This window comes from Allomuricauda sp. TY007 (genome assembly GCF_010468565.1).
Classification (GTDB): domain Bacteria; phylum Bacteroidota; class Bacteroidia; order Flavobacteriales; family Flavobacteriaceae; genus Flagellimonas.
This window is the reverse complement of record NZ_WUEG01000010.1, coordinates 130,791-154,874: the sequence shown is the minus strand read 5'-3', so window position 1 is coordinate 154,874 and position 24,084 is coordinate 130,791. Positions and strand designations below refer to the sequence as shown.

The window sequence follows — 24,084 nt, the reverse complement described above, 5'->3', positions numbered from 1 at the left end:
ATGCCCAGGACCTTTTCACCGTGCAGCTTGTTCTTTACCTGTGTCCGCTGTTTGAGATAGATGTCCATCAAGGCCAACAATTGGAGACTCTCCGCTTGGTCCTCGCCCTTGCCGTCGTACAGGGGAACATCGTTGACCTTGGCGTACTCCGCTATGGCCTTGGCATCGCTCTTGTCCGTCTTGACCTTGGAAAGCTTCATCTGCACAAAACGTTTTACGGACAAAGGGTTCACAACCGATACGGCCATGCCCTGGTCATAAAGGAACTGGGCCAATAGATAATGGTAATAGCCAGTGGCTTCCATTACCACCAGACTGTTGGGGTTCAAAGCGCTGCAATAATCCCTGAACCCCTTCAAGGTGTTCGGGTACTGATGGTGAACACCCTCATGGTCGAACACATCAAATACATCCTTGCTGATGTCCACTCCGTGGATTTCTTTATCTTTATTCATAGGAAAATGTTTTGGAAATGTTCCTCTCTTTTGTTCTTTCTGATTATTATATCAATTTAAAGAGAATCAAACTTAAGATGGCTATAAGTAATTGCTTGTTCTCGCCTACTTCTGAAAATCCTCGCGGATTTTCAGTTTGGTGTGTACTTGCTAATTTTCGTGCTAACTCACGGAACTACTCATAGCCGAGAAACGTTGTAAGTAATTTTAAACTACGCAAATAAAACGAAGTCTATTGACCAAATTAGAACTTAAACAGCACTATGGCAGATGGCAGCTTATCTCAGTTTAAGGCAACATTAACCAGAAAAAAAAGCGAGAAAGGAAAAAACTCAAGGAAAGTTTGACCGAAAAAAGCAAGGATTTAATAATTCGAACACAAAGACACCTATAGATCGGGGTATCCACACAGAGAACTGTCCGAACAGGAACACAATTGATTATCTGCTATATTTTTACATGATTGATATTCAACGATCATTGTACACCTAAAAGAAAAAACACATTTTCCTAACCAATGGCAATAGCAAATCAATGTCCAATGGCTACCTTTAGATTCGAAACGATACCACCATGGCTGTGAGAGCATTGTGGCCAAATATAAACCCTCATAAAAAATGATCATATCGGTAGCCCAATTTGAACCAAAAGATGGTGATAAGGCCTATAACCTATCGGTTATCAAAAAACTTGCGGAAAAAGCAAAATCCAAAGGAGCTGACTTAATCAGTTTTCATGAAATGTCGATTACGGCCTATACTTTTACCAAAGACTTAAGTCTTGAACAAATAACGAACTTGGCCGAAGAGGTACCTAACGGAAAAAGTACACAAGAATTGATTGCGATTTCCAAAGAATTTAACATTCCGATTTTAGCTGGTCTTGTAGAGATATCTGACGAAAAAATATACAATACTTATATCTGTGTTACTGGAGAAGGACTAATTGCAAAACATCGAAAAATACACCCCTTTATAAGCAAATATATGTCCGCTGGTAACGACTACTGTGTATTTGATTTATTCGGTTGGAAATGTGGAATTTTAATTTGCTATGACAATAACGTGATCGAGAATGTTAGGGCAACGAGTCTTTTGGGCGCGGAATTAATTTTTGCCCCCCATGTTACTGGCTGCACCCCATCCGCAATGCCACATCGAGATTATGTAGCCGATAAATATTGGCAAAACCGTGAAGATGACCCAGTTTCGTTACGACTGGAATTCGATGGCCCCAAAGGCAGGCGTTGGTTAATGCGCTGGTTGCCTGCAAGAGCTTATGACAATGGAATTTATTATGCTTTTACAAACCCAATTGGTTACGATGGCGAGCACTTAAAAAATGGCAATTCGATGATTATTGACCCCTATGGTGAAGTTTTGTCCGAAATAAAATCCTTTGAAAATGATATTACAATTTCAAAAATAACAAAGGATAAAATTCAACTCTCAGGAGGTTGGAGGTATAAGAATGCAAGAAAACCAGAGTTGTATAAAGATATAATTGGCAAAGACCATAAATCGGAAACAACCCCCGTATGGATGAAACTAAAATCTACTGAAGATTGAAAAAATAACTATGTACAATGCGGCGTTTAATCAACTACTGACAAATTCTCCATTTGAACAATTATCTTTACTACCAATAGACGATTTCCGTGAAAATGTCTACAACCGACCACACCGTTTACAACTCACTGAAATTAAGAACATTACACATCATCATCTAATAATAAACACAACCTGATCGTTCAGTTATCAGGCAATATTGAAACCAAAAATGGAGAAAAAATTTAAAGAAAGTGAAATTCGAGAATTGGAAAGCCAGTTAAGCCTTCCTAGCGGGCAAATGGGGATCGAAGTCGGTAAAAAAATGAATGAGACCAACATTGGTATGACCTTAAATTCAATTGATTTTCTTGAATTGAAAGAGGAAAGTTCGGTTTTGGAGCTTGGACATGGAAATTGTGGGCATTTGGAAAAACTATTGGGCTTGGCAGAAGGAGTTCGCTATTTTGGTTTGGAAATTTCAGAAACCATGCGAAACGAAGCTGAAAAAAACAACTCAAACAGGCAGGCGGAATTTAAACTTTATGATGGGAAGAATTTACCCTTTGCCAACAATTTTTTCGACCGGATAATGAGTGTGAACACAATATACTTTTGGCAAAACCCAGAAAAATTGATGCAAGAAATTGAACGAACACTAGAATATAACGGAATTTGTGTTTTGACTTATGCGGACAAAGAGTTTATGAAAGATTTGCCGCTTGTCGGGGAAAAATTTAAACTATTCGACAAAAAAGATGTAGAAAAACTTGTGTCAATGTCGAATTTGAAAATCATTGCATTTAGAGACAAGACAGAATTCGTGAAAAGTAAAACGGGAGAACAGGTAGAGCGGAAATATACAATGGCGAAAATCAAAAAGGTAAAAGCCTAACACCTTATAAAAAATCGCTTCTTCCAAAAACGCAACCATTTTATACAAACATATTTAGGAAAATGCGCTTTGTACTCACCAAATCTAGAAGGCATTGGTTGCAATATGGGGTCTTATTAGTACAAAATAAGAAAAAACCTCAGAAAAAATTACTCACCCATAGCCGCAGCAACTGCTGCAGAAAGTCTTTTGTAAGTCCCGTTTTCCAAACGTTCCCTAATGGCTGAGAAAGCATCAAGTGTCTCTTCGATATCTTTCATGGTGTGGGTAGCTGTTGGAATCAAACGCAGTAGAATCAATCCTTTTGGAATTACCGGATATACCACAATAGAGCAGAAAATTCCGTGGTTTTCACGTAAATCCTTCACCAAGGCCATTGCTTCTGGAATACTACCGTTCAAATAAACAGGAGTAACACAACTTGTTGTTGTACCAATATCGAATCCTCTTTCCTTTAATCCATTTTGAAGCGCATTCACATTCTCCCAAAGCTTAGCTTTAAGTTCCGGCATGGTACGCAACATGTCAAGTCGCTTAAGCGCTCCTTTAACATAAACCATGGGCAATGATTTAGCGAACATTTGAGAACGAAGATTGTATTTTAGATACTCGATGATTTCTTTATCTGCAGCAACAAAGGCCCCGATACCTGCCATAGACTTGGCAAAAGTGGCCAAATACACGTCAATTTGATCTTGTACGCCTTGCTCCTCTCCTGCTCCGGCACCTGTTTTGCCCAGTGTTCCAAAACCGTGAGCATCATCTACCAAAAGCCTGAATTGGAATTTTTTCTTAAGCTCTACGATTTCTTTTAGGATCCCTTGTTCTCCTCGCATACCAAAAACCCCTTCGGAAATCACCAAGATTCCTCCGCCAGTTTCATTGGCCAATTTGGTGGCACGCTCCAAGTTTTTTTCCAAGCTTACAGGATCGTTGTGCTTAAAAGTAAAGCGCTTGCCCATGTGCAAACGAACGCCATCTATAATACAGGCATGACAATCTACGTCATATACAATAATATCATCCTTAGATACCAAAGCATCGATTACCGACATAAATCCTTGATATCCAAAGTTTAACAAATAAGATGCTTCTTTGTGAACGAACTCGGCCAATTCGTTCTGTAATTGTTCGTGGTAATCGGTATGGCCACTCATCATCCGAGCGCCCATTGGGTAAGCAGCTCCGTGTTCCAGTGCAGCTTCTCCGTCCACTTTCTTTATTTCAGGTAGGTTTGCAAGACCCAGATAGTCATTGATGCTCCACGTTATCACATCTTTTCCTTGAAATTTCATTCTGTTGGAAATAGGTCCTTCCAATTTTGGAAAAACAAAATAGCCCTCAGCCTGTGAAGCCCATTTTCCCAAAGGTCCTTTGTTCTCAATGATTCTATCGAATAAATCTCTCATCTACATTAAATTTGATTCAAATGCAAAAGTATATATTTTTATGAACCTCGCATAACGAAATGTTCAGATATAAAAAACGACAATGTTTTTCATTGCCGTTCTATAAGTATTATCGGGTAATGGTTTATTTAATATATTTTATTTCCTCTGGTATTTCAGCATTTTGGATGTCGAAAAAACCTTGGTTTTCCATCCATTCGTTACTGTACACCTTGCTCATATACCTAGAACCATGGTCTGGGAACACCACAACAACATTGCTGTCCTCGGTGAATTCCCCTTCTGTATTCAATTGATATAATGCTTGGGTGGCGGCACCACTGGTATAACCTGCAAAAATACCTTCGGTATGGGCCAATTTACGGGCCATGTGAGCACTTTCGCCATCGGTTACCTTTACATATCTATCAATTGCGTTGAAATCTGTAGCTGCCGGAATCAAGTTCTTGCCCAAACCTTCAATTCGGTAGGGATATACTTCATTATGATCAAACTCACCAGTTTCATGATATTTTTTCAAAACAGAACCATAAGCATCAACCCCTAAGATCTTTATGTTAGGATTCTGCTCCTTAAGATAGCGAGCAATTCCGGAGATTGTTCCACCTGTTCCGCTGCAAGCCACTAAATGGGTAATCTGACCATTGGTCTGTTCCCAAATTTCCGGTCCTGTACTGGAATAATGGGCATCTATGTTCAACTCGTTAAAATATTGGTTGATATAAATGGAATTTGGTGTTTCGCTATGCAAGCGTTTGGCCACTTCGTAGTATGAACGTGGGTCGTCTGCACTAACATGCGCTGGACAAACATATACATTTGCTCCCATGGAACGCAACATATCTATTTTATCCGGTGATGATTTTGAGCTGACGGCCAAAATACATTTATAGCCCTTAACAATACTCACCATGGCAATACTGAAGCCTGTATTGCCCGATGTTGTTTCTATAATGGTGCTACCCGGTTTAAGAATACCTTTACGCTCGGCCTCCTCTATAATATGAATTGCGATTCTATCTTTTGAAGAGTGTCCAGGGTTAAAGCATTCCAGTTTAGCATAAAAATTTCCTGTAAGCGGGGCGGTAATTCTGTTAAGCTTGACTAAGGGGGTACTTCCAATTAGGTCTAGAATATTGCTGTGCGCATTTATCTGTTTCTTCATAACTGGTATTAGGTAGGGGAACAATTCTTATTTAAAAAAGTAATTGTTCCGTGCAAATGTAACATTTTATTTTTAAAGGGCTTTTCCTTCAAGATCTAAAATGAAGGCATATTCCTTTGCTGTTTCCTTTAAGGCTTCAAATCTTCCCGAAGCTCCACCGTGCCCTGCATCCATATTGGTATCCAAGAACAAAAGGTTATCACCTGTTTTATATTCTCTTAATTTGGCCACCCACTTGGCTGGCTCCCAATATTGCACCTGGGAATCGTGCAAACCTGTCGACACATATAAATGTGGATAATTTTTGGCCTCTACATTGTCATATGGGGAGTAAGACTTAATGTAATCGTAATATTCCTTTTGGTTCGGATTGCCCCATTCATCATACTCACCTGTTGTCAACGGAATGGTATCATCCAGCATGGTGGTAACCACATCCACAAAGGGCACGGACGCAATTACACCATGGTAGAGTTCAGGTTCCATATTAATGATGGCACCCATCAGCAATCCACCCGCGGAGCCTCCCATAGCGTATAAATGCTCTGAACTGGTATATTTTTGGTCTATCAAAAACTTGGAAACATCAATAAAATCTGTAAAGGTGTTTTTTTTGTGCAACAATTTGCCATCCTCATACCAAGGTCTTCCCAAATATTCACCTCCTCTTATATGCGCTATGGCATAAATAAATCCTCTATCCAATAAGCTCAATCGAATTGAAGAAAAATAAGGGTCGATTGTAGCACCATAGGATCCATAGCCATATTGCAACAACGGACTGGTGCCATCCAACGGCGTATCTTTATGATAGATTATAGAAATGGGCACTTTTTTTCCGTCCCTTGCGGTCGCCCACAAACGTTCTGTTTTGTAGTTGTCCTTATCAAACTTTCCTCCCAAAACCTCTTGTTGCTTCATAACGGTTTTGGTTTGGGATTCCATGTCAAAATCGATAATGGCATAAGGCTCCCCCATTTCATTGTAATAATAACGTAGTACTTTGGTATCAAAATCCAAGTTGACGGAAGGGCCTGCCACATAGGTCTCACTGTCAAAGGGAAGGTAATAACTATCGGAACCGTCCCATTTGGCAATCTTCATTTGGTTGAGGCCATTGTTGCGCTCGGTTACTACATAATAGTCCCTGAAAATTTCGACATCTTCCAGCAAAACATCTTCTTGATGGGGTATAAATTCAGTCCAATGCTCTGATGATGTGCTCTCCTCGCTTGTTTTCATCAACTTAAAGTTGGTGGCACCGTCCTTGTTGGTCAACACATAAAAATCTCCTTCAAAATGAGAGATAGAATACTCCACTCCTTTTTCCCTGGGAGAGAACACCTTGAACTCTCCTTCCGAATCATCTGCCGGCAAAATTCTATATTCTGATGTAAGTGTGCTGCTGGAGCCGATTACAATATACTTTCTGGATTTGGTCTTGTATACAAACGTGTTATAGGTGGAATCCTTTTCGTGAAAAACCAATTCGTCTTCATCGGAAGAAGTTCCCAATATGTGTTTAAAAATTCTATCGGAACGCAAGGTTACCGGATCTTTCTTGGTGTAAAAAAGCGTCTTGTTATCGTTGGTCCATACAGAGCTTCCCGTTGTATTTTCAATAATATCCGGATATATTTCCCCCGATTCAAGATTTTTAATCTGGATATTGTACTGTCTTCTAGAAATGGTATCCGTACCAAAAGCAGCCATGGTATTATCGGGGCTGATGGAAACACCTCTTAAGTTGAAAAACTCGTGCCCCTCTGCCATTTGGTTACAATCGAACAACAATTCTTCAGCTGCATCCAAGCTTTCCTTTTTTCTGGAGTAAATCGGGTACTCTTTGCCTTCTTCGTATCGGGTAATGTACCAGTAACCATCCAGTTTATAAGGAACCGAAGAATCATCTTCTTTGATCCTGCCCTTCATTTCCTTAAAAAGTTCCTCTTGAAATTTCTCGGTATGGGCGGTCATTTTATGGAAATACTCGTTCTCAGCGTTCAGGTAATCAAGAACCTGCTGGTCTTCCCTATTGTTCATCCAATAGTAATCATCGATTCGCACATCGCCGTGCTTTTCAAGTTGCGTTGGATGTTTGGGGGCCACAGGGGGTGTTATGTTCATGGATTCGTCTTTGTTGTTTTTGCAAGCGGTCGCAAAAATAAGGCATAAAACCAGAATAGAAATTCTTGAATTGATTAGTTTCATGGGATAGTGTTTTAGCCAATTTACTACTTTTGAGCTTACCTTTTGCAATCTTTAATGTTTTGAGTCATCCTGAGCGCAGTCGAAGGGTGAATGTCTCAACTTCGTTCGACATGACAGCTGCATTGAAAAAAATATGAAAACTAAAAATTGAAACTATGTTTGGAGATTTAATGGGAATGATGGGTAAGATAAAAGAAACCCAAAAGAAGGTTGAAGCAACCAAGGAACGATTGAACACCGTGATGATCGATGAGGCATCATCGGATGGACTGCTTAAAGTGACTTTAACAGCTAACCGTGAAATAAAATCCATCTCAATAGATGATTCCCTCTTGGAAGATAAAGAGCAGTTGGAAGATTATTTGGTGCTCACACTAAATAAAGCCATTGAAAAAGCTACCAAAGTAAACGAAGCGGAATTGGCAGCCGTCGCAAAAGAGGGCATGCCGAATATTCCCGGTATGGATGCTTTTATGAAGTAATTTATCAGACCGAGCGCAGTCGAGACCTTTTTGACTTCCCGACTGCCTGCCCGTCCGGCAGGCGGGCGCTCGAAGTGACACATTCTTACCCTATACTTTTCAAAACGTTTAGGAAATGTTGATGCATGGCATCGGTATAGTCCAAATGGGTAACAATGCGCAATTTACCCTGCCCCATGCCGATAATGGACACTTGATTTTTGTTCAATTGATTCAAAAATGCTTCGGACGACATTTTTGCCTCATTTATTTCAAATATGATGATATTCGTTTCGATGGGCTCCACTTTTTTGATGAACTCCAACGTTTGGAGCACCTCGCCTATTTCAGTTGCTTTTTTGTGATCTTCTGCCAGTCGACCTACATTGTTTTCCAAAGCATAAATGCCCGCTGCTGCCAAAAAACCGGATTGACGCATTCCCCCACCAAACACTTTTCTAATACGTAAAGCTTTATCTATATCTGATTTGCTTCCCACCAAAACAGAGCCTACCGGACATCCCATGCCCTTGCTCAAACATACGCTGATGGTATCGAACAACTTGCCGTATGCCTTTGGAGCCTCACCTTTTTTTACCAAAGCATTCCAAAGTCGTGCGCCATCCAGGTGATATTTTAGATTGTGCTCATCGCAGACTCTTCTGATTTTTTTTAGTTCCTCAAAATCCCAACAGGCTCCACCTCCTTTGTTCGTTGTGTTTTCGATACAGACCAAAGTTGTTAACGGACTGTGGTAAAAATCGGGCGGGTTTATAGAAGCCTCCACCTGCTCGGCGGTCATCATCCCTCGGTCTCCATCTACCAATCTACAGGAAACTCCACTATTGAAGCTCACTCCCCCACCTTCGTAATTGTAAACATGGGCGTATTTATCACATATCAGTTGATCCCCGGGTTGGGTGTGTATCTTTATTGCCGTTTGATTGGTCATGGTGCCGCTTGGGAAAAATAGGGCAGCTTCCATACCAAAGTACTCGGCAACTTTGGCTTCCAATTCATTTACCGTAGGATCGTTTTTGAATACATCGTCCCCTACTTTTGCATTCATCATGGCCTCCAACATCCCGGCCGAAGGTCTAGTGACCGTATCACTTATTAAATTTATTTCCATATAATAATTTAGTCCATGCAATCCATTCCAATGGGTGAACCATCTGGAATTGTAGAAACTGGAATAAGTTTGAATTCCGATGGCTTTTCCATGAACGCATCAATTCTTTTCACCATTTCCGCAGAGATAGTGTTTTTACCATCTGTCAACAATTGGGTTTTTAAATCGTTCAAAGTTTCATTTGCAATAGCATTTACCTGCGGATGTACTTCATCGTGGGCTGCAAGGTTCATGATGTGATAGAGCACTCTAAAGTTGATGGTATTCTGAACTTCAGCTTCGTAATCATCACGATGGGAAAGGTCGAATGTCCCTTTTATGGTTTCGTCCAAAACCTCTTTAAGCCCCATTTGATTTTTATCCAAACTTTTTTGCTGGATCAAACGGGAAGCTCGCTCAGGATGAAGCAATAGTTCCAAGGTCATATCAGCAGCGGTTTCAGCAACGGAAAGAGCATCAAAACTTACGCCGGTCCTACCTTTGAAGGATTCCCTTGAACGACCGAAACCAATAGCTCTTGGAGGAAAAAGATCCAGCTTTTCCTTGGGAACAGAAATCACTTCGGCATCCAATGTTTTTAAAATGGATTCCATTGCCTTTTTTTGTACTGTTTCATTAACGGGTTTCACTGGTATTTGTCCGCCATCTTTTACAGCATAATTGTAGTCCAATCCCCCGATAACTTTTGAAACTGCCTCGGTCTGATATCTATGGAAGAAATATATTGGTACAAAAACATCTTCCAAAACGGAATAGGCTTCACCTGTTCTAATATTGTCCACTGAAAAGTTCTTGATGGCCTTTTCACGGATCTCCAACATACTTTCCAATTCCTGGCTGGCGCTTTTACCGTTGTCCCATAAATGTGCCAGTGCATGTGCTCCTCCCTTTGGGCGTGCATCACTATCGGATATGTAGCGAAGACCATCATCCTGGGCTTTCTTTAAAATAGAATTCAATGCCTCTTGTTCGTTTGTTCCGCTTGGAAAATCCGAGTAGGCATAGGCGACAATAACCTTATCCCATTCTCCTATTCCTGTATCGTAAGCATTTTTAAAACTGATTTCCCCTCCTTCCAACTCAAATTGCGGGTGTGGATAGTCCATAACCGAGGCTCTATCATTGGTGCTGGCTGCAAAGTTGTGGGTAAATCCTAACGTATGTCCTATTTCGTGTGCAGAAAGTTGGCGTATTCTGGCCAAGGCCAGTTCCAACATGGGTTGGTAGTTGTCGTCCCTTTCTTCGAAAGGCTGGTTCATCAAGGCCTGAGCTATCATAAAATCTTGACGAATTCTCAAGCTTCCCAAACTCACATGTCCTTTTAATATTTCCCCGGTCCGTGGGTCTACAACACTAGCCCCATAGCTCCATCCCCGAGTTGAGCGATGTACCCATTGCACTACATTATATCTGATGTCCAGCGGGTCTGCATCATCGGGCAGAATTTTCATTTGAAAGGCATTTTTGTAACCTGCTGCTTCAAAAGCTTGATTCCACCATTTACCACCGTCCATCAATGCAGAACGGATGGGTTCCGGGGTGCCATTGTCCAAATAATAGATGATTGGCTCAACTGCTTCGCTTACTTCGGCATTAGGGTCTTTCTTTTGTAAACGGTGTCTTCTGATAAATCGCTTTACCAATGATTCTTGCACAGGAGTGGCATAGTCATAATAAGAGAATGGGTATCCGCCACTTCGGGGGTCGTACAATCTCTTTTCATAATTTTCATCAGGTAGTTCAATCAGCGAATGATGCTGCGCTACGGTAACCAGGCTCGGCGTGGGGGTTACGGAACGAATCCAAGCTCCTTCCGGTTCTCCCTTAAAAGTTAGAGCAACATCAAACTCAACATTTTTAGGGAATGCCTTGGTACGATCAAAGGCCCAAGCGCTTTTGCCCTTATCCAAACTATACGAACCTTGCTTGGAGCGTTTCAATCGGTTGGAAACTCCGTGGGCGTCTCGCATTAAAAAATCGGTAATATCTATCAAATAACTGCCTTTGGACTCCTCAACTATCTCAAAACCCTCCAAAATGGATTTTGCGAAGGCTTGCTCCACGGATTTACGTTCCAATTCGTTATCGGTTATGGCCCGATACTCCAAGTTGGGCTGAACCAGAAGCAGTTTTTTGCCCGCTTTGCGGAAGAACACTACTTGTTCGTTGCCCAACTGGCCACGGTCGAGTCCAATATCGTTGCTCCCGATTCCACTGCTGAGTGAATAGACGTACAAGAAATCTTTTTCCAAATCGTCTACTTGAAGGTAAATTTTATCGGTGGAATCATCATAGAAAAAGTTGAAATAGCCACTGAATTTCTGGAAGTCTTTAGCTTTTTCAAAGGTTTGTGCTCCCAATGAGGCGCAAACAAAGTAAAATAATGCGATAAGGGTAGTTGTGTTCTTCATAATCTGGTTGAAATATTGTCCTTAAAAATATGGAATTCATTTTTAAAAATCGCTGCGCAAAAGGCTTAAGTAGCACTAATCTCAAAATTGATAAAATTGGACTTCTAATTTTAAGTATTTCCCTTTTAGGCCTTAAATATTTAATCTTTTTAATTTAAGAATACATTTGAAGATATCGTAAGGTCATGTGCAGAAAGAAACTTATTTTTACCCCAAAATACAATACATGGTAACCACAGATCAGCAAAAAGATCTTATTGAGCGCCTGGGTGCGTTAAGGAGGTATCTTTGACATTGATGCCAAACTTATTGAAATAGAGAACGAGGAAGAGAAAACCCTCGCTCCTGGTTTTTGGGACAATCCACAAGAAGCCCAAAAGCAAATGCAATCCATTAAATCCAAAAAGAAATGGGTAGAGGATTTTGAGGAAGCCAAAACCTTGATTGGCGACTTGGAAGTGCTCATGGAGTTTCAGCAAGCTGGAGAAGTTTCCGAAGGGGAAGTCTCCAAACAGTTTGAAAAAGCCCAATTGGCCATTGAAAAACTGGAGTTCCGCAATATGCTTTCGGACGAAGGTGATGAGCTAACGGCAGTACTTCAAATAACTGCAGGTGCCGGTGGTACCGAAAGTTGTGATTGGGCCTCCATGCTAATGCGAATGTATATGATGTGGGCCGAAAAAAATGGTTACAAAATAAAGGAGCTCAATTACCAAGCGGGCGATGTGGCAGGAATTAAGACCGTTACCTTGGAAATTGAAGGCGAATATGCTTTTGGTTGGCTCAAAGGCGAAAACGGAGTCCATCGTTTGGTGCGCATCTCCCCTTTTGATAGTAATGCCAAGCGGCACACTTCTTTTGCCTCCGTTTATGTGTATCCGTTGGTGGATGACAGTATTGAAATCGAGGTGAATCCATCCGATATTGAGATTACCACAGCACGTTCCAGTGGCGCCGGAGGGCAAAACGTGAACAAAGTGGAGACCAAAGTACAATTGGTGCACAAGCCAACTGGTATCCAAATTTCTTGTTCCGACTCCCGTTCACAGCACGACAATAGGGCTACGGCCATGAAAATGTTGAAATCACAGCTGTACGAAATCGAGCTTCGGAAAAAACAAGAGGCCCGTGCCGAAATAGAATCCTCCAAAATGAAGATTGAGTGGGGCTCACAAATCAGAAACTACGTGATGCATCCCTATAAATTGGTTAAGGATGTACGTACCGGAGAGGAAACCGGAAATGTGGACGCTGTAATGGACGGTGATTTGGATGCATTTTTAAAAGCCTATCTTATGATGATGGGACAAAAAGAAGAACACGAATAACACGATAATCATGATCAAAATATATCATAACCCACGATGCCGAAAATCCAGAGAGGGGTTGGCGATTTTGGAGAAGTCCGGAAAAGATTTTGAAGTAGTAAAATATTTGGACGATGTTCCTAGCAAAGAAGAGCTTAAAACCTTAGTTGATTATTTAGGAATTTCCCCAATAGATTTGGTACGTAAAACCGAAGCCATCTGGAAGGAAAAATTTAAGGGTAAAACCTTAAGTGACGATGAGGTTATTACGGCACTCTCGGAGAACCCAAAATTGATTGAGCGCCCTATTGTTGTAAATGGTAAAAAAGCAGTTGTGGGCAGGCCTCCTGAGAATATTGCCAAACTGCTATAATTCTGACATACAGCTATATTTAACAACGAATACGCACATAAATGAATCCTAAATATTATATTTAGCCCATGAAAAGCACACAAAACCTCTTCTTAATTACCTTATTCATAGGCATGTTGGCCATTAACGACATGTATGCACAATACGGTTATGGTTCCCCATACGGTTCTCGTGGCATGTATGGCAGAGGGCGTAGTTATGTGCCGCAAGCAGGTCCTGTTGAAAGTCAAAAAGAAGAAGCTCCGCCAACTGCAGAAGAATTGGTGGACGAACAAATGCCATCCATTACGGAAGCAATAGGTTTAGACCCTTTTGAACAAGCCGTAGTGCGTACTTCACTGGTGCAATCTGTGCAACAACGCATAGAGCTTCAAATCTTGGAACTGGAACCTCTTAAAATGAAAGAGGAAGTCGAAAAAATAAAAAGACGGCAAGATGCCGAGTTAAAGGCCGGTCTTCCAGAAGATAAGTACGAGGCCTTTATGGAGCTACAAGAGAACCACTTCAAAGCCAAAAAGAAAAAGAAGAAGAAGAAAAAAAAGAAGAACAGGGATTAACAATTCTTTAAGGTCATTCGCAGGTTCAATTGCGTTGTTGGGAGATTTATATTTCGTAGCCTCCTTTTTTCCTCCAATTTTTGCAGCGTAAAAATCAAACTATGCAAAGGATTATTATCCCGTTGCTGCTATTGACCCTGACTACTTTCCAAGGGATGGCGCAACAAGATCAAAAAGCCATAACTATTACAGGTAAAGTGGTTGATTCGGAATCTGGACAACCATTGGAATATGCGACATTTGTGTTGCAAAACGCAGACAACCCGGACAAAGTTACTGGCGGAATAACTGACCTATCTGGTAATTTTGAGGTTGAAACCACACCTGGAACTTATAATATTAGGGTAGAATTTATTTCATATAAAACATACTCCTTAAAAGGACAAACGTACAATTCGGATACCAATTTAGGTTCTATTGCTTTGTCCCCTGATGTTGCCCAGCTTGCAGAAGTTGAGGTAGTAGGCGAAAAAACCACTGTTGAGGTCCGTTTGGACAAAAAAGTGTATAACATTGGAAAAGACATTACTACAAGTGGTGGTAACGTTAGTGATGCATTGGGGAATATCCCTTCTGTTTCCGTTGACGTAGAGGGAGCAATCAGTTTACGGGGGAACGATAATGTTCGTATCCTAATCAACGGGAAACCATCCGCATTGGCCGGTTTTGGCTCTACCGATGTACTACAACAACTACCTGCCGATGCCATAGAAAAGGTGGAGGTAATTACCAGTCCTTCTGCCCGTTATGATGCCGAAGGTACGGCAGGTATTCTTAACATTGTTCTTAAAAAAGAAAAAACCTTGGGCATCAATGGTTCCATTAATCTAACAGGGGGAATCCCTTTTAATGCCAGAGCCACTACCAACTTTAATATTCGAACTGAAAAGTTCAACATTTTTAACACCCTCGGTTATTTTCACCGTGAATCTCCAGGGGGCGGTTACAATGATAATACCTACCTCTCCGAACAAAGTGAATTTGATAGAATTTACGAGGATAGGGATATCAGTAGAAATGATGATGGTTTCAATATTAATATTGGCATGGAGTATTTCCTAACCGAAAAATCCTCGATTACCGGTAGCTTTTTCTACAGATGGTCAGATGAAAATGATTTGACCGAGAATGACAATCAACGATTTTCTGATGGAAGCATCAACAGTAGAACCTTTAGAACGGAAGATCAAGCAGAGAAAGACAACAGTCGTCAATTCTCTTTTAATTACACCAACAATATTGATGATGATGGACAGAAATTAACTGCTGATTTTCAATATTCCTATGATAATGAAGATGTTATGACCGGTATTCGAGAAGACCGTACTGTACCAAGTGATAGTTTGATAGCACTCGAAAACATTTATGAAAAACAAAAGCAGGACGATATTCTAGCTCAGATTGATTACGTTTTGCCCATGGGTGATGCCCAGTTTGAGGCGGGTTACCGAGGCACTTTTGAAAAAGAGATAAACGATTACCAGTTGGATACCCTAGATCAAGGGACAGGTAATTTCATTACCAATCAAAATCTTACCAACATTTTTACCTATCACGAAAATGTGAATGCACTTTACACCCAGTATGGAAACAAGTACGGTAAATTTTCCGTGTTACTTGGCTTGCGTTTGGAAAATACGGAATTGAGGGGTGAGGTAGATGCCAGTATAGATAGCCAGGCCTTGGAAGAACTTGTAGGGGAAGATGTTGACCTTAATTTTGACAAAAACTATTTAGGGCTTTTCCCTACAGTCAACTTTGTTTACGAAATTTCGGAAACCCAAAACATTTCGCTTGGATACAACAGGAGGATAAACAGGCCAAGGGGCTGGTTTATCAACCCATTTCCATCCAGATCTAGTAGGACAAACGTTTTTCAAGGAAATCCAGACTTGGATCCGGCTTTTGCCAATGCTTTTGATTTGGGTTATATGAAGAGGTGGAAAAAAATAACCTTTACCTCTTCTGTATACTATCAACGGGAAACACAATCTTTTGAGTTTATTACCGAAAACACGGGTCAATTCACTTCGGATGGTATCCAGATCATTAGAAGGGTTCCCATAAACCTATCCACCAACGAGCGTATCGGTGCCGAAGCAGGTGTAATGTACAACCCTACAAAATGGTGGAGAATGAACGGTAGTTTCAACTTTTTCACTTTTTCTTCGGATGGAACATTTAACGGGGTCGATTATGGAACAACCAATTCCAGCTATTTTGCCCGTTTGAGTTCCAAGTTTACATTGCCTGGAAAATTAGAGCTTCAGGCCAACTCCTTTTATATGGGCCCAAGGCAAAATGCCCAAACAGAATCCGACCCAATGTTCTCGCTAAACTTAGCGATAAGCAAAGATCTTTTCGATGATAAGGCTACACTATCATTAAATGCCAGTGACTTGTTCAACTCCAGAAAGCGACGGTCTTTTACACAAACACCAACATTTACATCGGACAGTGAGTTCCAGTGGAGACAAAGACAGGTAAACTTATCCTTTATTTATAGGTTTAACCAACCTAAGGAGCAACGCCAAAGAGGCGGACAACAAGGTCCTGGTGACGATGAGGGCGAAGGACAATACTAAGACTAACAAAAAAGCGAGTTTCCCCGAAACTTAAATATAAAAGCAGCCGAACGGCTGCTTTTTTTGCTTTACGTAATTTGATTTTAAACAAGACAAAAAAATTAGTTCTCAAGCCAAATGAAAACTAATCTTAAACAAAAAAGAAGCCAATTGGCTTCTTTTTGTATATCTTTTTATTCTTCTAGTTGGGCGCGTTTTGCCTCTTTTCTTTCTTTAAACATTTCCCTAAGGTTACCAATCAACCAATAAGGAACCACAAAGGTCAACAAGAATATCATCAACCAAAAACCGATTGTCAAAATTGTTAGAAAAGCTAAAAAACCTAAATATTGGTCAAATTCGAACATCTTTACTCCTTTTGTTTTAACAAAGATACTTTCTTCTTATCAAAAAAAACAAATACAAGGTCAAAAAAAATGTATTTATCCTGCTTAACTACCATATAAATACCCTATATCCTACCTTTGTACAACAAAATTTTAAACTATGAGCTTTAGGATTGAAAAAGATACCATGGGCGAGGTAAAAGTACCCGCCGATAAATATTGGGGCGCCCAAACCGAACGTTCCCGAAACAACTTTAAAATTGGTGCTCCCGCATCCATGCCCTTGGACGTGGTGTACGGATTTGCTTATTTGAAAAAAGCCGCTGCCTACACCAACCACGAACTGGGTGTGCTCAGTCAAGAAAAAAGGGACCTTATTTCCCAAGTCTGTGACGAAATACTCGAAGGGAAGCATGACGATCAGTTTCCTTTAGTGATTTGGCAAACAGGCTCGGGCACACAGAGCAATATGAACGTGAACGAGGTAATTGCCAACCGTGCGCACGAAATTGCGGGAAAAAAAATTGGTGAGGGCGAAAAAACCATTCAACCCAACGATGATGTCAACAAAAGTCAATCCTCCAACGATACTTTCCCTACGGGAATGCATATTTCAGCTTACAAGAAAATTGTAGAGGTTACTATCCCAGGAGTGGAACAGCTCAAAAGGACCCTTCAGAAAAAATCACAAGAGTTCAAAGATGTGGTAAAGATTGGAAGAACCCACTTGATGGACGCCACTCCCCTAACCTTGGGCCAGGAATTTTCGGGCTACGTTTCCCAATTGGACCATGGTTTAAAGGCATTGAAAAACACCTTGCCCCATTTGAGTGAACTTGCCCTTGGTGGAACCGCTGTAGGTACTGGTTTGAACACGCCAAAAGGATATGATGTTCTTGTTGCAAAATATATTGCCGAGTTTACCGGAAAACCTTTTGTAACCGCTGAGAACAAGTTTGAAGCTTTGGCAGCTCACGACGCTATTGTTGAAAGTCACGGTGCATTGAAGCAATTGGCGGTTTCACTCAACAAAATCGCAAACGATATTCGAATGATGGCTTCTGGACCTCGTTCTGGAATTGGGGAAATTATTATTCCTGCCAACGAACCTGGAAGTTCCATTATGCCAGGTAAAGTGAACCCTACTCAATGTGAGGCCTTGACCATGGTTTGCGCACAGGTTATGGGCAACGATGTTGCCATTAGTGTAGGTGGAACACAAGGGCATTACGAGCTTAACGTCTTTAAACCCGTTATGGCTTCCAATATTTTGCAATCTGCACAACTTATCGGTGATGCTTGTGTGAGTTTTGATGTAAACTGTGCTGCCGGCATTGAGCCAAACCACGAGACCATTAAAACCTTATTGAACAATTCTTTGATGTTGGTAACGGCATTGAATACCAAAATTGGTTACTACAAAGCTGCTGAGATTGCCAACACGGCGCACAAAAATGGAACAACCCTTAGAGAAGAAGCCATAAACCTTGGTTATGTAACCCCTGAGGAATACGATGAATGGGTAAAACCTGAAGATATGGTCGGTAGCTTAAAATAAGCTACCAAAAATTGAAGCATAAAAAATGCCTGTCCAAAATTGGACAGGCATTTTTAATTATGGTGATAGTGTGTGTTTATTACTTCAATTCGAAGCTGGAAGTACCCAACAATTTCAATTTATTATCATAAACATTTACCATGTAGTTTCCATCTTGGAAATCACCGCTAGGCTTGTTTATATAGTCACATACATCCAAAGCATCATTTTCGTAGTAGAAGTTAGTTCCTTTACTGTAAGTAAGAGAGCTTCCTTCTTCAGTAGTTTTGGTCAAACCTTCGCCCAATACGTTACCCTGTGGTCCAAGAACTTCGATATAGAATTCTCTGTCACCAGCTTCAGCGATTACGTTATCAGCAATGGTAAAACAAACTTTGAATTTATCAGTAGCTCTGGCTCTTCTTGTAGAAACCAATTTACCACTGTTTCTTTCTTTAATTGCATCAACACTGATTGTGCTTAGGTTAAGGGCAGAACCTTTTTCAACAGCATCGGCCAATTGCGTGTTCTGAATGATCAAAGAATCGTTGAATACGGTTTGTTGCTCCAATTCGGCAAAAGTACTGTCTCTTTGCATGGCCAACAAGCTGTTGGATTGCGTCAAGGAATCAACTTGTTTCAATAGTTCCTCTCTTTCAGCTTTAAGAACACTTACTTGTCTTCTGTAACGGGAAAGCGTAGCAATATCAGCTTTCATGCTGCTTACAGAATCGATATACTTTGCAATGTTATCTCTAGCAGCAACCAATTCTTCGTTGGTAGCGTTGCTTTCCAAAATAGCCTTGTCGTATTCGGACTTCAAATTGTTCAAATCCTCTACAACCAATTCTTTCTCTTGAGTAAGGGCTTCTGTGGTTGCTTTTTTATCTTGATAAAGACTAACAGTGTATATAATGGTTCCCAAAAGAACTACACCCAACAGACCAGCAACTACCTTCAATCCGTTATTGTTATTTTTTGTTTCAGTCATAACTTTTTGTTTTAATTGATTCTCGTTTAAGGTTATTAATCAATCGCATTTGGTTTATATACGCATCAGATTTGTATTTGGATTATTTGATTTAAAATAATGTTCACAAAAAATTATTATTCTGCCCTTTATCCCTTATTTTTAGGAGGATTAAAAAAAGATAGACCATGATAAAAAATATACTTTTAACTGCAAGTGCTTTACTGATATTCCTGATTTCCTGTAAACAGAAGGAAGAAAAGAATGAAAAAACTGCCGAAGTAGAAGAAACCACAATGGAAGTTGAAGTTCCAGCAGCCGCGGAAATAATACCTATTGAACATGCTACAGCCGTAATCGAATGGAACGGAAATACCATTTATATAGATCCCGTTGGCGGCAAAGCAGCTTTTGAGGGGCAAAAATCGCCAGACATAATTTTTATTACCGATATACATGGCGATCACTTTAATCCTGAAACCTTAAATGAATTAGACCTTGAAAGTGTCCAGATCATTGCCCCCGATGCGGTAAAACAACAAATGGAGGAAAACCTATCTTCCAAAACAATTACTATGGAGAATGAAGAGACCAAAGAAATCGCTGGTTTCTCCGTAAAAGCCATTCCTATGTACAATTTGCGTGAAGAGGCCAAAGACTTCCATGTAAAAGGCAGAGGAAATGGTTATGTTTTCACCTTTGGTGATGAACGTATTTATTTTTCAGGCGATACCGAAGATATTCCAGAAATGCGTTCCTTGGAAAATATTGACAAAGCCTTTGTCTGTATGAACCTCCCTTATACCATGACTGTGGAAAGTGCGGCCGATGCAGTGTTGGAATTCAAACCCAAACAAGTTTACCCATATCACTTCAGGGGAAGACCCGAGGTAAGCGATGTTGAAAAATTTAAAACGATTGTAAACGAAGGAGATTCCGATATTGAAGTGGTACAATTGGACTGGTATCCCAACGATGATTTTTAAGCACATGAAATAATTACCTAATTTTATCGTTAGAACAACAAACTTAATAACCAAAAAACTTGAATATGGCTCCCAAATCCCATGTTTTAGTAGTTTTGGCAATCTTTTTTGCCGTACAAGCTACCTACTCTAATCAATGTGATAATTTTTACGCTAAAGTAACCTATGCGCTCAGCCATGGCAAAAAAGCCATGAACGCTACGAATTTTGAGCACCAAATGTATTATGCCGAAAGGGCACGCACCGCTTTGGAAAAATCTGAAGCGTTTATGGCCGAGTGTAGTTGTGACAAAGCCAAAAACAAAACCTTGGACGCCATGGAAACCTTGGACAAGGCCATTGAACCGGTTGACTGGGAAACTGGTAGGTTCTTCACAAAAAAGGCTCTTGGGGAGATCAACGAGCTGATCACCATTATCGATCAGTGTACCCTTGGCACCCCCGCAGCATCGCCAGCCAGTGCCGAGGTTACTCCCAACGAAACCGCTTCCGTCAACTCCATGGAACTGGAAATGATCAAGGTTTTTGAAAAGCACGCCAACGATAAACTCCAGTCAGCAGAACAAGCCATTGCGCAATTGGTGGAACTATCCAGTTCCATTGGTCCAGCCTCTGCGGGTAACAATCAAGACCCAAACAGCTTGGCAGCTCACCAAAAAGCTTATTTGGAAAAAGCGAAAAGATTGTTGGAGGAAGGCATCAAAAATCTCGGTGGAGAAGAATAATTCCTCCCCTTTTATTAACGAATCAATTTTTTGTATTTGATACGCTTGGGCATGATATCCGTTCCCAAGCGTTTCTTTTTGTTCTCCTCGTAATCAGAGAAAGAGCCTTCAAAGAAATATACTTGTGAATCCCCTTCAAACGCAAGGATGTGGGTACAAATCCTATCCAAGAACCATCTATCGTGAGATATAATCACAGCACAACCCGCAAAGTTCTCCAGACCTTCTTCCAAAGCACGGAGTGTGTTCACATCCAAATCGTTGGTAGGCTCGTCCAAAAGCAGCACATTACCTTCTTCTTTTAACGTCATCGCCAAATGGAGACGGTTACGCTCACCACCGGAAAGCATATTCACTTTCTTGTTCTGTTCGCTACCAGAGAAATTAAATCGGCTGAGATAGGCGCGTGAATTTACTTGCCTTCCTCCCATCATAATCAATTCTTGGCCGTCGCTAAAATTCTCCCAAATGGTTTTTTCGAGATCAATATTGGAGTGCGATTGGTCCACATAGGCCAATTTTGCAGTTTCACCAACGATAAACTCCCCCTTATCGGGAGTCTCCTCGCCCATAATCATTTTAAAAATGGTGGTCTTACCGGCACCGTTCGGGCCAATGATACCAACAATACCCGCCTGTGGCAGCTTAAAGTTTAGGTCTTCATAGAGCAATTTGTCACCAAAAGCTTTGCTTACGCCTTTCGCCTCGATAACGTTGGTTCCTAAACGAGGTCCGTTCGGGATATAGATTTCCAACTTCTCCTCCATCTGCTTTTGATCTTGACTGAGGAGTTTGTCATAATTCTTTAAACGGGCCTTTTGTTTAGCCTGTCTGCCTTTGGCACCTTGACGAACCCAATCCAGCTCTCGTTCCAACGTTTTTTGACGTTTGGAAGCTTGCTTGCTTTCTTGCTCCAATCGTTTTGCCTTTTGGTCCAACCAGCTGGAATAGTTTCCTTTCCATGGAATACCTTCACCACGGTCCAGTTCCAAAATCCAACCAGCAACGTTGTCCAAGAAATAACGGTCGTGCGTTACTGCAATTACGGTTCCTTTATATTGTGCTAAATGATGTTCCAACCAATGTACGGATTCGGCATCCAAGTGGTTGGTGGGCTCATCCAATAATAGTACATCGGGCTCTTTCAATAACAAACGGCACAAGGCCACTCTTCTTCGTTCACCACCGGAAAGTACGCTTATCTTTTTGTCGGATTCTGGCGTACGAAGGGCATCCATCGCGATTTCCAGTTTCGTATCCAGTTCCCATGCATTTGCAGCATCAATTTGATCTTGGAGCGCTGCTTGCTTGTCCATCAACTTTTGCATCTTATCGGCATCCTCATACACTTCGGGTAGACCGAACATATCGTTGATTTTATTATACTCGTCCAAAATAGCTACGGTTTCGGCAACACCTTCCTTAACCACTTCAAGAACGGTTTTGTTCTCATCCAACTGTGGCTCCTGTTCCAAATAACCAACTGAATAACCTGGCGAGAAAACCACATCGCCCTGATAGTTCTTGTCCACACCCGCGATTATTTTCAACAAGGTGGATTTACCCGAACCATTTAGACCCAAAATTCCGATTTTGGCTCCGTAGAAAAAGCTTAGGTATATATTTTTAAGTACAGGGGTATTGGCCGTTTTAAAGGTCTTGGTTACCCCAGACATTGAAAAAATGACTTTTTTATCGTCTGACATTTACTGTAAATTAAATTGTTTATGAAAAAGAGGCTACACTCTACCTTTTAAGGCATTGAATACCCAGGCTACGGCAAAAAATCCTATTCCAACAGCAGCAAAGCCCCATCCTGCTACTTCATCATATTTAAAAGCTCCAAGTGCTATCATACCCAAACCTACCAAAATCATAATCCATGTGGCATAGGCCAGCACTGTGTTCTTATTCATACTCATTGTTTAAATTTCTGAAGGGTTTCAAATATCGTAAAAATAGATATAATGTAAAGTTATTATTAAGGATTATGTTTCAAAAGGGAAGCTTACCCCGCATTTTTTCCTTACAGTGTCCAACAACTCCGACAAATCCAGACTGTTTTGATGCGACCATAGGTCACTTTCAATCTTGTTTTCACGCAAACATTTATGAACCTCCAATATTTCGTAGTAATATCCAATACCCGTTAAAGGTAAGCTAACTTCGTTGCTCTCATCATTCTTGACCAAGGTATATCCATCAGCTTCATGCCATCTTGGATTCAAAAATAGCTCCCCATCGGTACCGGATATTTCGGCTTCCATTTTAGAATTGCTGGTAAAACCACTGTAAAGCATAGCTTGGGTATTGGGATAATCAAAAATCATACTGGTTTGGAGTTCTGTTCCATTTTCATGGAACTTGGATGTAGCCATAATATCATCTGGCATGCCCAACAATAAATAAGATAGAAAAATGGGGTAAATACCTATGTCCAATATACTGCCCGAAGCTAAATCGGGATTCAGTAATCTAGAGTCCAAATCTCTGTCCAAACCGTAAAATGCAAAATCCGCATGGATGTATTTCAAATCACCCACCACTCCTTCATCAACCAATTGCTTTACTTTTTTGATGGATGGATTGAACCTAGACCACATGGCCTCCATTAAAAATGCGTTGTTTTGTTTGGAAGCATTTACCTGCTCCACCACTTCCGCCCTATTGACGCCCATCGGTTTTTCACAAAGTACCCCAATACCATTTTCAAGGGCTTTTACGGACAATTCTTTATGAAAATTATGCGGTGTGGCTATATAAACTACATCTACTGTTCCTGACTGGAACAATGCATCATAACTTCCAAAAGTGTGTTGTACATTATATTCATTTGCAAAAGCTTCGGCCCGTTCCAATGACCTTGATGCCACAGCAGCAATCTCGGCATCATCAACGAGCATAAGGTCCGATATAAATTTTCTAGCTATTTTTCCCGGGCCAACAATGCCCCATCGTATTTTGGTTTCCATAGAGTTCAAAAGTAATAATTATAACTCCTTATCTTTAACCAACTAAATGAATTTTCAAAA

At 40.7% G+C, this 24,084-nt stretch carries 20 protein-coding genes; 10 read left to right on the top strand and 10 right to left on the bottom strand.

Annotated elements, in window-relative coordinates:
- On the bottom strand, positions 1–455 hold a 455-nt coding region (locus GO009_RS12265), incomplete at its 3' end, for a transposase (protein ID WP_163626533.1).
- A 617-nt stretch (positions 456–1,072) separates the two neighbouring features.
- Here GO009_RS12265 and GO009_RS12260 point away from each other — a divergent pair.
- Positions 1,073–2,023 (top strand): nitrilase family protein, encoded by a 951-nt coding sequence (locus GO009_RS12260; protein WP_163626532.1) that lies wholly within the window; start codon positions 1,073–1,075, stop codon positions 2,021–2,023.
- 211 nt (positions 2,024–2,234) lie between these two features.
- Positions 2,235–2,897 carry a class I SAM-dependent methyltransferase gene (locus GO009_RS12255; RefSeq protein ID WP_163626531.1) on the top strand — a complete coding sequence of 221 codons (663 nt, stop codon included), beginning with the start codon at positions 2,235–2,237 and terminating at the stop codon, positions 2,895–2,897.
- A gap of 149 nt (positions 2,898–3,046) precedes the next feature.
- Here the strand turns inward: GO009_RS12255 and GO009_RS12250 are convergent, their stop codons facing one another.
- From GO009_RS12250 to GO009_RS12240, 3 genes are all read right to left on the bottom strand, one after another.
- On the bottom strand, positions 3,047–4,306 hold the full coding sequence (locus GO009_RS12250; protein WP_163626530.1) for an aminotransferase class I/II-fold pyridoxal phosphate-dependent enzyme: 1,260 nt from the start codon (positions 4,304–4,306) through the stop codon (positions 3,047–3,049).
- A 124-nt stretch (positions 4,307–4,430) separates the two neighbouring features.
- The gene (locus tag GO009_RS12245) at positions 4,431–5,471 is read right to left on the bottom strand and encodes a PLP-dependent cysteine synthase family protein (RefSeq protein WP_163626529.1); all 1,041 of its coding nucleotides are present in this window, start codon (positions 5,469–5,471) and stop codon (positions 4,431–4,433) included.
- 72 nt (positions 5,472–5,543) lie between these two features.
- Positions 5,544–7,682: a S9 family peptidase gene (locus tag GO009_RS12240; protein ID WP_163626528.1), complete on the bottom strand. Its 2,139-nt coding sequence runs from the start codon at positions 7,680–7,682 to the stop codon at positions 5,544–5,546.
- Positions 7,683–7,837: 155 nt separating this feature from the next.
- On the opposite strand from GO009_RS12240, the gene GO009_RS12235 reads away from it, so the two are divergent.
- Positions 7,838–8,164 carry a YbaB/EbfC family nucleoid-associated protein gene (locus tag GO009_RS12235; protein ID WP_163626526.1) on the top strand — a complete coding sequence of 109 codons (327 nt, stop codon included), beginning with the start codon at positions 7,838–7,840 and terminating at the stop codon, positions 8,162–8,164.
- Between the two features lie 85 nt (positions 8,165–8,249).
- On the opposite strand, the gene GO009_RS12230 is transcribed toward GO009_RS12235, so the two are convergent.
- A complete protein-coding gene (locus GO009_RS12230) occupies positions 8,250–9,275 on the bottom strand; it encodes a low specificity L-threonine aldolase (protein WP_163626524.1) in 1,026 nt (341 codons plus the stop codon).
- An 8-nt stretch (positions 9,276–9,283) separates the two neighbouring features.
- Positions 9,284–11,686, bottom strand: a complete 2,403-nt coding sequence (locus GO009_RS12225) for a zinc-dependent metalloprotease (protein WP_163626522.1) — start codon at positions 11,684–11,686, stop codon at positions 9,284–9,286.
- 226 nt (positions 11,687–11,912) lie between these two features.
- On the opposite strand from GO009_RS12225, the gene prfB reads away from it, so the two are divergent.
- From prfB to fumC, 5 genes are all read left to right on the top strand, one after another.
- A protein-coding gene (prfB, locus tag GO009_RS12220; RefSeq protein WP_163626520.1) for a peptide chain release factor 2 occupies positions 11,913–13,014 on the top strand; the annotation gives its coding sequence in 2 pieces (ribosomal slippage) (positions 11,913–11,975 and positions 11,977–13,014; 1,101 coding nt in all).
- A 10-nt stretch (positions 13,015–13,024) separates the two neighbouring features.
- Positions 13,025–13,366 carry an arsenate reductase (glutaredoxin) gene (gene arsC, locus GO009_RS12215; RefSeq protein ID WP_163626518.1) on the top strand — a complete coding sequence of 114 codons (342 nt, stop codon included), beginning with the start codon at positions 13,025–13,027 and terminating at the stop codon, positions 13,364–13,366.
- A 68-nt stretch (positions 13,367–13,434) separates the two neighbouring features.
- Complete coding sequence (locus GO009_RS12210; protein ID WP_163626516.1) at positions 13,435–13,923, top strand: hypothetical protein; 489 nt, start codon at positions 13,435–13,437, stop codon at positions 13,921–13,923.
- A 101-nt stretch (positions 13,924–14,024) separates the two neighbouring features.
- Positions 14,025–16,508 carry a TonB-dependent receptor gene (locus tag GO009_RS12205; protein ID WP_163626514.1) on the top strand — a complete coding sequence of 828 codons (2,484 nt, stop codon included), beginning with the start codon at positions 14,025–14,027 and terminating at the stop codon, positions 16,506–16,508.
- Positions 16,509–16,994: 486 nt separating this feature from the next.
- Positions 16,995–18,392: a class II fumarate hydratase gene (fumC, locus tag GO009_RS12200; protein ID WP_163626512.1), complete on the top strand. Its 1,398-nt coding sequence runs from the start codon at positions 16,995–16,997 to the stop codon at positions 18,390–18,392.
- Positions 18,393–18,471: 79 nt separating this feature from the next.
- Here the strand turns inward: fumC and GO009_RS12195 are convergent, their stop codons facing one another.
- Entirely contained in the window at positions 18,472–19,362 is an 891-nt protein-coding gene (locus GO009_RS12195) for a hypothetical protein (protein WP_163626510.1), read from the bottom strand.
- 167 nt (positions 19,363–19,529) lie between these two features.
- Between GO009_RS12195 and GO009_RS12190 the strand changes: the two genes are divergently transcribed.
- Together GO009_RS12190 and GO009_RS12185 are read left to right on the top strand one after the other, a co-directional pair.
- A complete protein-coding gene (locus GO009_RS12190; protein WP_163626508.1) occupies positions 19,530–20,327 on the top strand; it encodes an MBL fold metallo-hydrolase in 798 nt (265 codons plus the stop codon).
- Positions 20,328–20,392: 65 nt separating this feature from the next.
- A complete protein-coding gene (locus GO009_RS12185) occupies positions 20,393–21,052 on the top strand; it encodes a hypothetical protein (RefSeq protein ID WP_163626507.1) in 660 nt (219 codons plus the stop codon).
- Positions 21,053–21,066: 14 nt separating this feature from the next.
- Here GO009_RS12185 and ettA read toward each other — a convergent pair whose 3' ends face one another.
- The 3 genes from ettA to GO009_RS12175 form a co-directional block, all read right to left on the bottom strand.
- Positions 21,067–22,758: an energy-dependent translational throttle protein EttA gene (gene ettA, locus GO009_RS12180; RefSeq protein ID WP_163626505.1), complete on the bottom strand. Its 1,692-nt coding sequence runs from the start codon at positions 22,756–22,758 to the stop codon at positions 21,067–21,069.
- Positions 22,759–22,791: 33 nt separating this feature from the next.
- Positions 22,792–22,974 (bottom strand): CAL67264 family membrane protein, encoded by a 183-nt coding sequence (locus tag GO009_RS17525; protein ID WP_203532449.1) that lies wholly within the window; start codon positions 22,972–22,974, stop codon positions 22,792–22,794.
- Between the two features lie 66 nt (positions 22,975–23,040).
- Positions 23,041–24,024 (bottom strand): Gfo/Idh/MocA family protein, encoded by a 984-nt coding sequence (locus GO009_RS12175; protein WP_163626503.1) that lies wholly within the window; start codon positions 24,022–24,024, stop codon positions 23,041–23,043.
- Positions 24,025–24,084: the final 60 nt, after the last annotated feature.